Source organism: Pseudomonas sp. 13B_3.2_Bac1 (assembly GCF_025466205.1).
GTDB lineage: Bacteria > Pseudomonadota > Gammaproteobacteria > Pseudomonadales > Pseudomonadaceae > Aquipseudomonas > Aquipseudomonas fluorescens_H.
In genome coordinates, this window is the sequence record NZ_JANLOG010000076.1 from 45,744 (window position 1) to 58,584 (window position 12,841).

Below are 12,841 nucleotides of genomic sequence, written 5' to 3' on the forward strand. Positions count from 1 at the left end.
GATTGCAGAGCAGTGACATCACCCACGAGCCAGAACCTTACGCAGCGCTTCGAGGAAGCGGCTGTTTTCCGCCGGCAGACCGATGGTCACCCGCAGGTGGTTCGGCATGCCGTAGTTGGCCACCGGACGCACGATTACGCCTTCACGCAGCAGGCCCTGGAAAATCGGCGCTGCCACCTGTCCGAGGTCGACGCAAATAAAGTTGCCTTTGGACTCGATCCAGCTCAGGCCCAGCTCACGGAAACCATCCTGCAACTGCTGCATGCCGGATTCGTTGAGCTGACGGCTTTGCGCCAGATACTCCTCGTCCTTCAACGCCGCACAGGCCGCGGCCAGGGCCAGGCTGTTGACGTTGAACGGCTGGCGCACGCGGTTCAGCACGTCCGCCACCACCGCAGTGGACAGGCCATAACCTACGCGCAGCGCCGCCAGACCGTAGGCCTTGGAGAACGTGCGCGATACCAGCAGATTCGGGTACGCCGCGAGGAAGTCCAGACCGTCTGGCAGATCGCTGCCTTCGGCGTATTCGATGTACGCCTCGTCCAGCACCACCAGCACGTGCTCCGGAACGTCCTGCAGGAACTCGTCCAGCGCTTCGGCGCCGAACCAGGTACCGGTCGGGTTGTTCGGATTGGCGATGAATACCACGCGGGTATTGGCGTCGATGGCCGCAAGCATCGCAGGCAGGTCATGCCCCCAGTCTTTGGCCGGAACCACTTTGGCCTGCGCACCGACAGCCTGGGTGGCGATCGGGTAGACAGCGAACGCGTGCTCACTGAACACGGCGTTGAGGCCCGGCGCCAGATAGGCGCGCGCTACCAGCTCAAGAATGTCGTTGGAGCCGTTGCCCAGGGTCACCTGATTCAGCTCGACACGGCACTGCTCGGCCAGCAGCGATTTCAGCGCAAAGCCGTTGCCGTCCGGATAACGGGTCAGCTCGGCCAGCTCTTCGCGAATCGCTGCCAGCGCTTTCGGGCTGGCGCCCAACGGGTTTTCATTGCTCGCCAGTTTGACGATTTTCGCCGGATCCAGATCCAGCTCGCGCGCCAGTTCGTCCACAGGCTTGCCCGGAACGTACGGCGAAAGTTGTTGCACGCCCGGCTGTGCCAGAGCGAGGAAGTTGCCACTCATTTGCTACCGCCCTTAGAGAACTGCTTTCGGGTAGGAACCCAGCACTTTGAGTGCTACTGCTTCCTGACTGATCTTTTCCAGCACGCCCTTGATCAACGGATCACGGTGGTGGCCGACGAAGTCGATGAAGAACACGTAAGTCCATTTGCCGCTGCGCGACGGACGGGTTTCGATCCGGGTCAGGTCGATCCCGTTGTCATGGAACGGCACCAGCAGCTCATGCAGCGCACCGGGCTTGTTGCTCATCGAGACGATGATCGAGGTCTTGTCGTCGCCGGTCGGCGGCACTTCCTGGTTACCGATCATCAGGAAGCGCGTCGAGTTGTCCGGACGGTCTTCGATCTTCTCGGCCAGACGGGTCAGGCCATACAGGCCTGCCGCCATGTCGCCGGCAATCGCCGCCGAGTTCCACTCACCCTTGACCCGCTTGGCCGCTTCGGCGTTGCTCGATACCGCCACGCGCTCGACATTCGGGTAATGCGCGTCCAGCCACTTGCGGCACTGGGCCAGCGATTGCGCATGGGAGTAGATGCGACTGATGCTGTCAGTCTTGGTGTTTTCACCGACCAGCAAATGATGGTGAATGCGCAGCTCGACTTCGCCGCAGATCACCATGTCGTGCTCAAGGAAGCTGTCGAGGGTGTGGTTGACCGCGCCTTCGGTGGAGTTTTCCACCGGCACCACGCCAAAGTTCACCGCCCCCGCCGCCACCTCACGGAACACTTCGTCGATCGCCGCCATCGGCTTGCTGATCACCGCGTGACCGAAGTGCTTCATGGCCGCCGCCTGGGTAAAGGTGCCTTCAGGGCCGAGGTAAGCCACTTTCAGCGGCTGCTCGAGCGCCAGGCACGAGGACATGATTTCGCGGAACAACCGCGCCATCTCTTCGTTACCCAGCGGCCCCTGATTGCGCTCCATCACGCGCTTGAGCACCTGAGCTTCACGCTCGGGACGATAGAACACCGGCACTTCGCCTTCGGCCAGCGAGGCCATCTTTACTCGCGCGACTTCCTGGGCGCAGCGGGCACGCTCGCTGATCAGCTCGAGGACCTTGCTGTCCAGAGCATCGATGCGAACGCGCAGTGCCTTGAGTTCTTGCTCGGACATCAGCCGTGTTCCTTCTCGAATTCAGCCATGTACGCCACCAGCGCATTGACGGCGGTGATGTCGACGGCGTTGTAGATGGAGGCGCGCATACCGCCCACGGAGCGGTGGCCCTTGAGGTTGAGCAAGCCACGCGCGTCGGCACCGGCGAGGAACGGCTTGTCCAGACGATCGTCAGCCAGACGGAACGGCACGTTCATCCACGAGCGGTCCGACTTGTTGATCGGGTTGCTGTAGAGACCACTGGCGTCGATGAAGTCGTACAGCGTGCGCTGCTTGACGTCATTGAGCTTGGCGATCGCTTCGACGCCGCCCTGCTCCTTCAGCCACTGGAACACCAGGCCGGAGAGGTACCAGGCCAGGGTCGGCGGCGTGTTGTACATCGAGCCGTTATCGGCCGCGACCTTGTAGTTGAGCATGGTCGGGCACAGCGAACGCGCCTTGCCCAGCAGGTCTTCGCGGATGATATTGACGACGATGCCGCTCGGGCCGATGTTCTTCTGCGCGCCGGCGTAGATCATGCCGAATCGCGAGATATCGACCGGACGCGAGAGAATGTCCGACGACATGTCGGCCACCAGCGGTACGTCGCCGGTTTCCGGGATCCACTGGAATTCCAGACCACCGATGGTTTCGTTCGGCGCGTAGTGAACGTAAGCGGCGTCTTTCGACAGGCTCCACTCGTTCTGGCCCGGAATGGCGAAATAGTCATAAGGCTTGGCGGTGGCGGCAACGTTGACGTGGCCGTAGCGTGAGGCTTCTTCGATGGCTTTCTGCGACCAGATACCGGTGTCGATATAGTCGGCGCTGCCGTTTTCCGGCAACAGATTCAGCGGGATCTGCGCAAACTGCTGGCTGGCGCCACCTTGCAGAAACAGCACTTTATAGTTCGACGGGATATTCAGCAGGTCACGCAGGTCCTGCTCGGCCTGGGTGGCAATGGACACGAACTCATCACTGCGATGGCTCATTTCCATGACCGACAGCCCCTTGCCGTGCCAATCAAGGAGTTCACCCTGGGCACGTTGCAGTACAGCTTCAGGAAGCGCCGCAGGACCGGCACAGAAGTTATAGGCTCGCTTGCTCACATCCAATCTCGCTCTGATTTGATATCACGCATTAAATCGCATTAATCGTCGACACCGGAACGGCCCGGAAGCGCATCACCCTGTAGGAGTGAGCCTGCTCGCGATTGCATCACTGCGGTAGTTCAGATGCACCGCGGCGCCTGCATCGCGAGCAGGCTCACTCCTACAAGAGATCTCCGATGTTTCATACCGGACAAATAACAAGGGGGCGAATTTTCATCCGCCCCCTCGCTTGTCCGCTTATTCCTGCGGCTCTTCGTCAGCTGCGGCGTCGAGTTGCTGGTCCTCGGCAACGTCGTCGATCACGACATCCCCCTCGAACACGGCACCCTCTTCACCTTCCAGCTCTTCGCCTTCGACTTCCGATGGCTCCTGAACCCGCTCCAGACCGACCAGGGTTTCATCCTTGGCCAGTTTGATCAGGGTCACGCCCTGGGTGTTACGACCCAGGCTCGACACTTCGTCGACACGGGTACGCACCAGAGTGCCCTGATCGGAGATCAGCATGATTTCTTCGCCGTCGAGCACCTGTACCGCACCGACCAGACGGCCGTTACGCTCGTTGCTGACCATGGCGATCACGCCCTGGCCGCCACGCTTGTACTCAGGGAACTCGGTGATCGCGGTGCGCTTGCCATAACCACGCTCGGAAGCGGTGAGGATCTGGCTGCCTTCTTCCGGGATCAGCATCGAAATCAGCTTCTGCCCTTCCGGCAGACGCATGCCGCGCACACCGCGGGCGGTACGGCCCATGGCACGTACATCGGACTCTTTGAAGCGCGTCACCTTGCCGCCGTCGGAGAACAGCATCACTTCGCGCTCGCCATCGGTGATAGCCGCGGAGATCAGCACGTCGCCTTCGTCCAGCTCCAGCGCGATCAGACCGACGCTGCGCTGACGACTGAAGGATTCCAGCGGGGTCTTCTTGACGGTGCCGTTGGCGGTCGCCATGAAGATGAAGTGACCTTCGGTGTATTCCTCGACCGGCAGCATGGTGGTGATGTATTCACCGTCATCCAGCGGCAGCAGGTTGACCAGCGGACGACCACGGGCGGCGCGGGACGCTTCCGGAATTTCGTAAGTCTTCAGCCAGTACACCTTGCCCTTGCTGGAGAACAGCAGCAGCGTGGTGTGGCTGTTGGCAACCAGCAGGTGAGCGATGTAGTCCTCATCCTTGACGCCGGTCGCCGACTTGCCTTTACCGCCACGACGCTGAGCCTGGTACGCAGCCAGCGGCTGGGTCTTGGCGTAGCCACCGTGGGAGATGGTCACGACGCGCTCTTCTTCCGGGATCATGTCACCCAGGGTCAGATCGAGGCGCGCATCGAGAATCTCGGTGCGGCGCACGTCGCCGTATTCGGCGCGGATCACTTCCAGCTCTTCGCGGATCACTTCCATCAGGCGCACGGCGCTGTTGAGGATGCGGATCAGCTCGCCGATCTGGTTGAGGATCTCTTGATACTCGGCCAGCAGCTTCTCGTGTTCCAGACCGGTCAGACGGTGCAGACGCAGTTCCAGAATGGCTTGCGCCTGTTCTGGCGACAGGAAGTACTTGCCTTCGCGCAGACCGTATTGCGGATCGAGGTTTTCCGGACGGCACGAATCGGCACCGGCACGCTCCACCATCGCCACCACCGCCGAGGACTCCCACGGCGTGCTGACCAGCGCTTCCTTGGCTTCCGACGGGGTCGGAGACGCCTTGATCAGGGCGATCACCGGGTCGATGTTCGACAGGGCAACGGCCTGGCCTTCGAGGATGTGACCACGCTCGCGGGCCTTGCGCAGCTCGAACACGGTACGACGGGTGACGACTTCGCGACGGTGACGGACGAAGGCTTCCAGCAGATCCTTGAGGTTCAGGATACGTGGACGACCGTCGATCAGCGCGACGATGTTGATGCCGAATACCGATTGCAGCTGGGTCTGGGCGTAAAGGTTGTTGAGGATCACCTCAGGCACTTCGCCGCGACGCAGTTCGATCACGACGCGCATACCGTCCTTGTCGGACTCGTCGCGCAGCTCGGTGATGCCTTCGAGTTTCTTCTCTTTTACCAGTTCGGCGATCTTCTCGATCAGACGCGCCTTGTTCAGCTGGTAAGGGAGTTCGGTAATGACGATCTGCTGACGGCCACCGACCTTGTCGATGTCTTCGATGATCGAGCGGGCACGCATGTAAATGCGGCCGCGACCGGTGCGATAGGCTTCGATGATGCCGGCGCGACCGTTGATGATCGCGGCAGTCGGGAAGTCCGGACCGGGGATGTACTGCATCAGCTCATCGACGGTCAGCTCAGGGTTGTCGATAAGGGCCAGGCAACCGTCGATGACTTCACCGAGGTTGTGCGGCGGAATGTTGGTCGCCATGCCCACGGCGATACCGCTGGAGCCGTTGACCAGCAAGTTGGGGATGCGCGTCGGCATCACCGCCGGGATCATTTCGGTGCCGTCGTAGTTCGGCACCCAGTCCACGGTTTCCTTGTGCAGGTCGGCCAGCAGCTCGTGCGCCAGCTTGGTCATGCGCACTTCGGTGTATCGCATGGCCGCGGCGTTGTCGCCGTCGACCGAACCGAAGTTGCCCTGACCGTCAACCAGCAGGTAGCGCAGGGAGAAAGGCTGAGCCATGCGGACGATGGTGTCGTACACCGCGGTATCACCGTGCGGGTGATACTTACCGATTACGTCACCGACAACACGGGCAGATTTCTTGTACGGCTTGTTGAAGTCGTTGCCCAGCTCGCTCATCGCGAACAGTACGCGACGGTGCACGGGCTTGAGGCCATCGCGCGCATCCGGCAGTGCACGGCCGACGATTACGCTCATCGCGTAGTCGAGATAGGACTGTTTCAGCTCGTCTTCGATATTGACCGGGAGGATTTCTTTGGCCAGTTCGCCCATGAGAAGCCTGATTCCTTTTTCTGGTGAAACTTCGTCATATCCATATGGGATGTACGAAGCTCGTCGGGGCAGGCTGAGTGCCATGCGCCGACTTACGACAAATCAACAATTCGGACCGTGGATTTGCGCAGTAAAGACAGCTCCGTGAAGCTGCCTCGGAAAACGCCGGATGTTATCACAAGAGCCGCCACGCACCTATCCCCCAGATGCGCATGGAGCATAGTTAGTTGACCGATGACAGGCGTAAAGGGGACGAGAGAGGCTCAGAGCTTCTTTGAATGCAGATTTGGGGCTTGATTTGGAGATGTTTATTGACTTTGACGGCCCCATTGCGAGCAGGCTCACTCCTACAGGGTTTGCGTTCGACACCAATCAATGTAGGAGCCAGCCTGCTGGCGATGGCGTCCTTTCAGACGCCACAGCCCATCAATGCAGGCGCTTGCGGCACATCAACTGGGCCATCTTCGCTGTATCCGGTCGCTCGACGATGCCCTTCTCGGTAACGATCGCATCGATCAGATCCGCCGGCGTCACGTCGAACACCGGATTGAACGCCTCGACGTCCGCCCCCACGCGCTTGCCACCGACTTCCAGCAGCTCGGCGCCGTCACGCTCCTCGATCGGGATGTCGTCGCCACTGGCCAGATGCATGTCGATGGTCGAACTCGGCGCCACCACCATGAAACGCACGCCGTGGTGCATGGCGTTGACCGCCAGTTGATAGGTGCCGATCTTGTTCGCCACGTCGCCATTGGCGGTGATGCGGTCAGCGCCGACGATCACCCAGGTCACGCCTTTGGTTTTCATGATGTGCGCAGCAGCCGAATCGGCATTGAGCGTTACCGGGATGCCTTCGTTCGCCAACTCCCACGCGGTCAGGCGCGAGCCCTGCAGCCATGGCCGGGTTTCATCGGCATAAACCCGCTCGACCATGCCTTCCAGGTACGCCGCACGAATCACTCCCAGCGCGGTACCGAAACCGCCAGTGGCCAGGGCGCCGGTATTGCAGTGGGTGAGAATCGCCTGGGCATTGCCCTGATGTTTGCGGATCAGGTCGACGCCGAGCTGAGCCATGGTCAGGTTGGCTTCGCGATCACTTTCATGAATGGCGATGGCCTCGGCTTCCAGCGCCGCCAGCGGATCGGCATTGTCCTTCAGGCGATCCAGTCGATCGTGCATGCGATTGAGCGCCCAGAACAGATTGACCGCCGTCGGGCGGGAATCGGCCAGCAGCGCGAAATCCTCCTCCAGCGCCGCGTACCAGTCACCGCCCTCGGCCACCCGGGCACGGGCCGCCAGCACAATGCCATAAGCCGCACTGATGCCGATGGCCGGCGCGCCACGCACCACCATCGAGCGAATGGCCTCAGCCACGCCGGCGGCGCTGGTGTAGGCAATCCAGGTTTCCTCGAACGGCAAAATACGCTGATCCAGCAGGTAAAGCGCGCCGTCACGCCAATCGATGGCCTTTACTTTCTCCGCAGCCAACAGTCGATCGCGCATCCCTCACCCCGCACTCATGAACAAAAGCCGCCGATTATAGCGATCCCCCCGCGAAGACGCTCGGGTATACTTCGCCATCCTTTACAAAAGCACTGGAACCGACCCTCGATGCCGAAACCTGCCATTGCGCTCGACTTATTATTGCTGCCGACCTGGCTGGTACCCGTCGAACCCGCAGGCGTTGTGCTCAAGGAGCATGGCCTGGGCATTCGCGACGGTCGCATCGTGTTTATCGGCCCGCGCGCCGAAGCATTGAAGTGTAACGCCACGGAAATCCGCGAGTTGCCGGACGTGCTGCTCAGCCCGGGCCTGATCAACGCCCACGGCCACGCGGCGATGACATTGTTCCGCGGCCTGGCCGACGATCTGCCGCTGATGACCTGGCTGGAAAATCACATCTGGCCGGCCGAAGCCAAATGGGTCGATGAAGAGTTCGTCCGTGATGGCACCGATCTGGCGATTGCCGAGCAGATCAAGGGTGGCATCACCTGCTTTTCCGACATGTATTTCTTCCCCAAAGTCGCCAGCGAGCGCGTGCACAACAGCGGCATTCGCGCGCAGATCGCGATTCCGATCCTCGATTTCCCGATCCCCGGCGCCGCCAGTGCCGACGAGGCCATTCGTCAGGGCGTCGAGCTGTTCGGCGATCTGAAGCATCACGAACGGATCAAGATCACCTTCGGCCCACATGCACCCTACACCGTGGGCGACGAGAACCTGGAAAAAATCCGTGTGATCGCCGAAGAGCTGGACGCGTCGATCCACATGCACGTCCACGAAACCGCCTTCGAAGTCCAGCAATCGCTGGAACATCGCGGCGAGCGCCCCTTGGCCCGTCTCGGTCGTCTCGGCCTGCTCGGCCCGCGCTTCCAGGCCGTACACATGACCCAGATCAGCGATGACGATCTGGCATTGCTGGTAGAAAGCAACACCAGCGTGATCCACTGCCCGGAATCGAACCTGAAGCTGGCCAGCGGTTTCTGCCCGGTCGAGCGTCTGTGGCAGGCTGGCGTGAACGTCGCCGTCGGCACCGATGGCGCCGCCAGTAACAACGACCTCGACCTGCTCGGCGAAACCCGCACCGCCGCGCTGCTGGCCAAAGCCGTCGCTGGCTCGGCCACCGCGCTGGACGCCCATCGCGCGCTGCGCATGGCCACGCTCAACGGCGCCCGTGCCCTGGGCATCGAGGCGCAGGTCGGCTCGCTGGAGATCGGCAAGGCTGCGGACATCGTCGCGTTCGACCTGTCCGGTCTGGCCCAGCAGCCGGTCTATGACCCGGTATCGCAGCTTATCTATGCCACCGGCCGCGACTGCGTGAAACACCTGTGGGTCGCCGGCAAACAGTTACTCGACGACCGGCGCCTGACCCGCCTGGACGAACAACAGCTGGGCGTCACTGCCCGGGCCTGGGGCCAGCGCATCAGCGGCCACACCGAATCGTAAACACCGCGGAGCAGACTCTGCGGCTACAGCCTTTTTCAAGTTTTTCGAGGAATAGATCATGAGCAACGTCGACCACGCCGAAATCGCCAAATTCGAAGCCCTGGCCCATCGCTGGTGGGATCGTGAGAGCGAATTCAAACCGCTGCACGACATCAACCCGTTGCGGGTCAACTGGATTGACGAGCGGGTCAATCTGGCCGGCAAGAAAGTCCTCGACGTCGGTTGCGGCGGCGGCATCCTCAGCGAAGCCATGGCCCAACGCGGCGCCACGGTCATGGGCATCGACATGGGCGAAGCGCCACTGGCGGTCGCGCAACTGCATCAGCTGGAATCCGGCGTCAGCGTCGAATACCGACAGATCACCGCCGAAGCCCTGGCCGAGGAAATGCCTGAGCAGTTCGACGTGGTCACTTGCCTGGAAATGCTCGAGCACGTACCGGATCCGTCGTCGGTGATCCGCGCCTGCTACCGCATGGTCAAGCCGGGCGGCCAAGTGTTCTTCTCGACCATCAACCGCAACCCGAAGGCGTACCTGTTCGCCATCATCGGCGCCGAATACATCATGAAGCTGCTGCCGCGCGGCACCCACGACTTCAAGAAATTCATCCGTCCGTCCGAGCTGGGCGCCTGGAGCCGCATCGCCGGCCTGACCGTCAAGGACATCATCGGTCTGACCTACAACCCGCTGACCAAGCACTACAAGCTGGCCAACGACGTTGACGTCAACTACATGATCCAGACCCTGCGCGAGGAGTAAGCCGATGGCCATCAGAGCAGTCCTTTTCGACATGGACGGCACCCTGCTCGACACCGCGCCGGACTTCATCGCCATCTGTCAGGCGATGCGCGCGGATCGCGGCTTGCCGCCGATGAACGACAAGCACATCCGCGACGAAATCTCCGGCGGCGCCAAAGCGATGGTCGCGGTGACGTTCTCGATGGACCCGGAATCGCCGGGCTTCGAAGAACTGCGCCAGGAATTCCTCGAACGCTACCTGGCCGGTTGCGCCGTACACAGCAAGCTGTTCGACGGCATGGGCGAACTGCTGGCCGACATCGAGCGGGCCAACCTGATCTGGGGCGTGGTCACCAACAAACCGGTACGGTTTGCCGAGCCGATCATGCAGCAACTGGGGCTGGCCGAGCGCTCGGCGCTGCTGATCTGCCCCGATCACGTGAAGAACAGCAAGCCGGACCCGGAGCCGCTGATCCTCGCGTGCAAGATGCTTGATCTGGATCCGTCGACGGTTTTGTTTGTTGGCGATGATCTGCGCGATATCGAATCGGGCCGCGATGCCGGCACCAAGACCTGCGCCGTGACTTACGGCTATATCCACCCGGACGACAACCCGCGGCACTGGGGCGCGGACGTGGTGGTGGATCATCCGCTGGAATTGCGCAAGGTGCTCGACAGCGCGCTGTGCAGTTGCTGACCTGACACACCCCTGTGGCGAGGGAGCTTGCTCCCGCTGGGCCGCGTAGCGGCCCCTTTTTTACCTGAGTCCGCATTTTCTCAGGCACACCGTACTGGCTGGCGCTACGACTGCTTCGCAGCCGAGCGGGAGCAAGCTCCCTCGCCACAGAGTTCAGCATTCGCCTTATGGAGAGGTTTTTATGTTTGATTACACCGCCCGTCCCGAATTGCTCAAGGATCGGGTCATTCTGGTCACCGGTGCCGGTCGTGGCATCGGTGCGGCTGCCGCCAAAACCTACGCCGCCCATGGCGCCACCGTGCTGCTGCTGGGCAAGACCGAGGCCAATCTGACTCAGGTCTACGACGAGATCGAAGCAGCGGGCCATCCGCAACCGGCAGTGATCCCGTTCAACCTCGAAACCGCCCTGCCCCATCAATACGATGAGCTGGCGGCGATGATCGAAACCGAGTTCGGCCACCTCGACGGCCTGCTGCACAATGCCTCGATCATTGGTCCACGCACGCCGATCGAACAGCTGTCAGGCGAAAACTTCATGCGCGTCATGCAGGTCAACGTCAACGCCATGTTCATGCTGACCAGTACTCTGCTGCCGCTGCTCAAACTGTCGCAGGATGCCTCGGTGGTGTTCACTTCCAGCAGCGTCGGGCGCAAGGGTCGCGCTTACTGGGGCGCCTACGGGGTGTCGAAGTTCGCCACCGAAGGCCTGATGCAGACGCTGGCCGACGAAGTCGACGGCGTGGCACCGGTACGCTCCAACAGCATCAACCCGGGCGGTACTCGTACAAGCATGCGCGCTCAAGCCTACCCAGGGGAAAATCCGCTGAACAATCCGACCCCGGAAGAGATCATGCCGGTGTATCTGTACCTGATGGGCCCGGACAGCACGGGCATCAACGGCCAGGCGTTCAACGCGCAATAACTGCCATACGTCGCTTTTGTTGCCGTGGCGGATTCCCGTCGCGGCATACATTTGCCGCCTGCCAGCGTCACATCCCAGTCAAATATCCGCCACCCAACCCCAAAGAAAAATGCCATCCTGTTGATTCATAACGGTTTTAATTTAGATGAACCGAATGGCACGACTTTCGCTCTAATTTTCCTCAAAGCATGCCGTGTGAAGGCACTGGGGCAAGGCCGATTTCGATAGCTGACTAATCGTCATCAGGCAGACTAAACTTACGCCAAATGTCCTACGGGACTGATGGATCAGTATGACGCGCAGCCCATAGCCGCTCTCACCCAGCCTGTAAGACAGACTTACTGCTTAGGGGCTCACGCCATATGAAATCACCTTCCCAGACCAATGCAATTGACTTTGACAGTGCCAAATTGCAACGCCTGGGCTTTGGTCAGCTGCCTCCGCTTCTGGATCGCCCGGCCAGTCTGGCGCAATTGCGTCAGCAAATGAGCCTGCAACTGCAAACCAGTCTTGAGCCGCAACGAATACTCGGTCTGTTTTTTCGCGAAGTTCAGCGCCTTGTGCCGCTGGATGCCTTGATGTATGTGCATTCGGCCAGCGATCTGCGCCTGGAATTCGGTGCGCGCGGTCACCATTCGGTCAGCTACAGCCTCAGCCACGAAGGCGAGCACTTGGGCGAACTGGTGTTTCGCCGCAACCAGCGTTTCAGCGAGCAGGACCAGGGTAACCTCGAGTCCCTGCTGTCGTCGCTGTTGTTCCCGATGCGCAACGCCCTGCTCTATCGCGCCGCGACGCAAAGTGCGCTGCGCGACCCGTTGACCGGAACCGGCAACCGCATCGCCATGGAGCAGACCCTGCAACGCGAGATCGACATGTCACGTCGACACCTGCAACCGTTGTCGGTGCTGATGCTCGACATCGATCACTTCAAACGGGTCAACGACAGCCACGGGCACAGCGCCGGTGATGACGTGCTCAAAGCGGTGGCGGCGTCGATCAAGGGTCAGTTGCGTAACGTCGACATGGTGTTTCGCTATGGCGGGGAAGAGTTTGTGATCCTGCTGTCCAACACCGGCCGGGACGCGGCGGCCATGGTGGGCGAACGTCTGCGCCATGCCGCACAGACTGCGGAATATTTCGCGGACGGCCAGTTGATCGACCTGACCGTGAGCCTTGGCTGCTCGACGCTGCTGCCCGGGGAATCGGCCGACAGCCTGCTGCGCCGGGCCGACAGTGCGCTGTATGCGGCCAAGCGCGAGGGGCGTAACCGCCTGGCGATGGCTGGCTGAGTTCTTCCAGACACCCAAAAACCACTGTGGGAG

At 61.2% G+C, this 12,841-nt stretch carries 10 protein-coding genes; 5 read left to right on the plus strand and 5 right to left on the minus strand.

Annotated elements, in window-relative coordinates; translation table 11 throughout:
- Positions 1-18: 18 nt before the first annotated feature.
- From hisC to mtnA, 5 genes are all read right to left on the minus strand, one after another.
- Positions 19-1,131 carry a histidinol-phosphate transaminase gene (gene hisC / locus NTD85_RS12335; protein ID WP_003226905.1) on the minus strand — a complete coding sequence of 371 codons (1,113 nt, stop codon included), beginning with the start codon at positions 1,129-1,131 and terminating at the stop codon, positions 19-21.
- A 12-nt stretch (positions 1,132-1,143) separates the two neighbouring features.
- Complete coding sequence (gene pheA / locus NTD85_RS12340; RefSeq protein ID WP_003226907.1) at positions 1,144-2,238, minus strand: prephenate dehydratase; 1,095 nt, start codon at positions 2,236-2,238, stop codon at positions 1,144-1,146.
- Positions 2,238-3,323 (minus strand): 3-phosphoserine/phosphohydroxythreonine transaminase, encoded by a 1,086-nt coding sequence (gene serC, locus NTD85_RS12345; RefSeq protein ID WP_103484384.1) that lies wholly within the window; start codon positions 3,321-3,323, stop codon positions 2,238-2,240. The genes pheA and serC overlap by 1 nt, the downstream gene beginning before the upstream one ends.
- Positions 3,324-3,563: 240 nt before the next feature.
- The gene (gene gyrA / locus NTD85_RS12350) at positions 3,564-6,218 is read right to left on the minus strand and encodes a DNA gyrase subunit A (protein ID WP_103484385.1); all 2,655 of its coding nucleotides are present in this window, start codon (positions 6,216-6,218) and stop codon (positions 3,564-3,566) included.
- A 426-nt stretch (positions 6,219-6,644) separates the two neighbouring features.
- Positions 6,645-7,721 carry an S-methyl-5-thioribose-1-phosphate isomerase gene (mtnA, locus tag NTD85_RS12355; protein WP_003226912.1) on the minus strand — a complete coding sequence of 359 codons (1,077 nt, stop codon included), beginning with the start codon at positions 7,719-7,721 and terminating at the stop codon, positions 6,645-6,647.
- A gap of 108 nt (positions 7,722-7,829) precedes the next feature.
- Between mtnA and NTD85_RS12360 the strand changes: the two genes are divergently transcribed.
- From NTD85_RS12360 to NTD85_RS12380, 5 genes are all read left to right on the plus strand, one after another.
- On the plus strand, positions 7,830-9,164 hold the full coding sequence (locus tag NTD85_RS12360) for a TRZ/ATZ family hydrolase (RefSeq protein ID WP_103484387.1): 1,335 nt from the start codon (positions 7,830-7,832) through the stop codon (positions 9,162-9,164).
- A gap of 58 nt (positions 9,165-9,222) precedes the next feature.
- Positions 9,223-9,921, plus strand: coding sequence for a bifunctional 2-polyprenyl-6-hydroxyphenol methylase/3-demethylubiquinol 3-O-methyltransferase UbiG (ubiG, locus tag NTD85_RS12365; protein WP_047598712.1), 699 nt, complete (start codon positions 9,223-9,225; stop codon positions 9,919-9,921).
- Between the two features lie 4 nt (positions 9,922-9,925).
- Complete coding sequence (mupP, locus tag NTD85_RS12370; protein WP_003226921.1) at positions 9,926-10,597, plus strand: N-acetylmuramic acid 6-phosphate phosphatase MupP; 672 nt, start codon at positions 9,926-9,928, stop codon at positions 10,595-10,597.
- Positions 10,598-10,778: 181 nt separating this feature from the next.
- Positions 10,779-11,519 (plus strand): YciK family oxidoreductase, encoded by a 741-nt coding sequence (locus tag NTD85_RS12375; RefSeq protein WP_003226924.1) that lies wholly within the window; start codon positions 10,779-10,781, stop codon positions 11,517-11,519.
- A gap of 362 nt (positions 11,520-11,881) precedes the next feature.
- Entirely contained in the window at positions 11,882-12,808 is a 927-nt protein-coding gene (locus NTD85_RS12380) for a GGDEF domain-containing protein (RefSeq protein ID WP_262142284.1), read from the plus strand.
- Positions 12,809-12,841: the final 33 nt, after the last annotated feature.

Bases quoted from the DNA above. Each gene is read 5' to 3' on its own strand.
- pheA (WP_003226907.1), bottom strand. From the start codon at position 2,238: ATGTCCGAGCAAGAACTCAAGGCACTGCGCGTTCGCATCGATGCTCTG.
- NTD85_RS12380 (WP_262142284.1), top strand. From the start codon at position 11,882: ATGAAATCACCTTCCCAGACCAATGCAATTGACTTTGACAGTGCCAAA.
- mtnA (WP_003226912.1), bottom strand. From the start codon at position 7,721: ATGCGCGATCGACTGTTGGCTGCGGAGAAAGTAAAGGCCATCGATTGG.
- mupP (WP_003226921.1), top strand. From the start codon at position 9,926: ATGGCCATCAGAGCAGTCCTTTTCGACATGGACGGCACCCTGCTCGAC.
- gyrA (WP_103484385.1), bottom strand. From the start codon at position 6,218: ATGGGCGAACTGGCCAAAGAAATCCTCCCGGTCAATATCGAAGACGAG.
- NTD85_RS12360 (WP_103484387.1), top strand. From the start codon at position 7,830: ATGCCGAAACCTGCCATTGCGCTCGACTTATTATTGCTGCCGACCTGG.
- hisC (WP_003226905.1), bottom strand. From the start codon at position 1,131: ATGAGTGGCAACTTCCTCGCTCTGGCACAGCCGGGCGTGCAACAACTT.
- ubiG (WP_047598712.1), top strand. From the start codon at position 9,223: ATGAGCAACGTCGACCACGCCGAAATCGCCAAATTCGAAGCCCTGGCC.
- NTD85_RS12375 (WP_003226924.1), top strand. From the start codon at position 10,779: ATGTTTGATTACACCGCCCGTCCCGAATTGCTCAAGGATCGGGTCATT.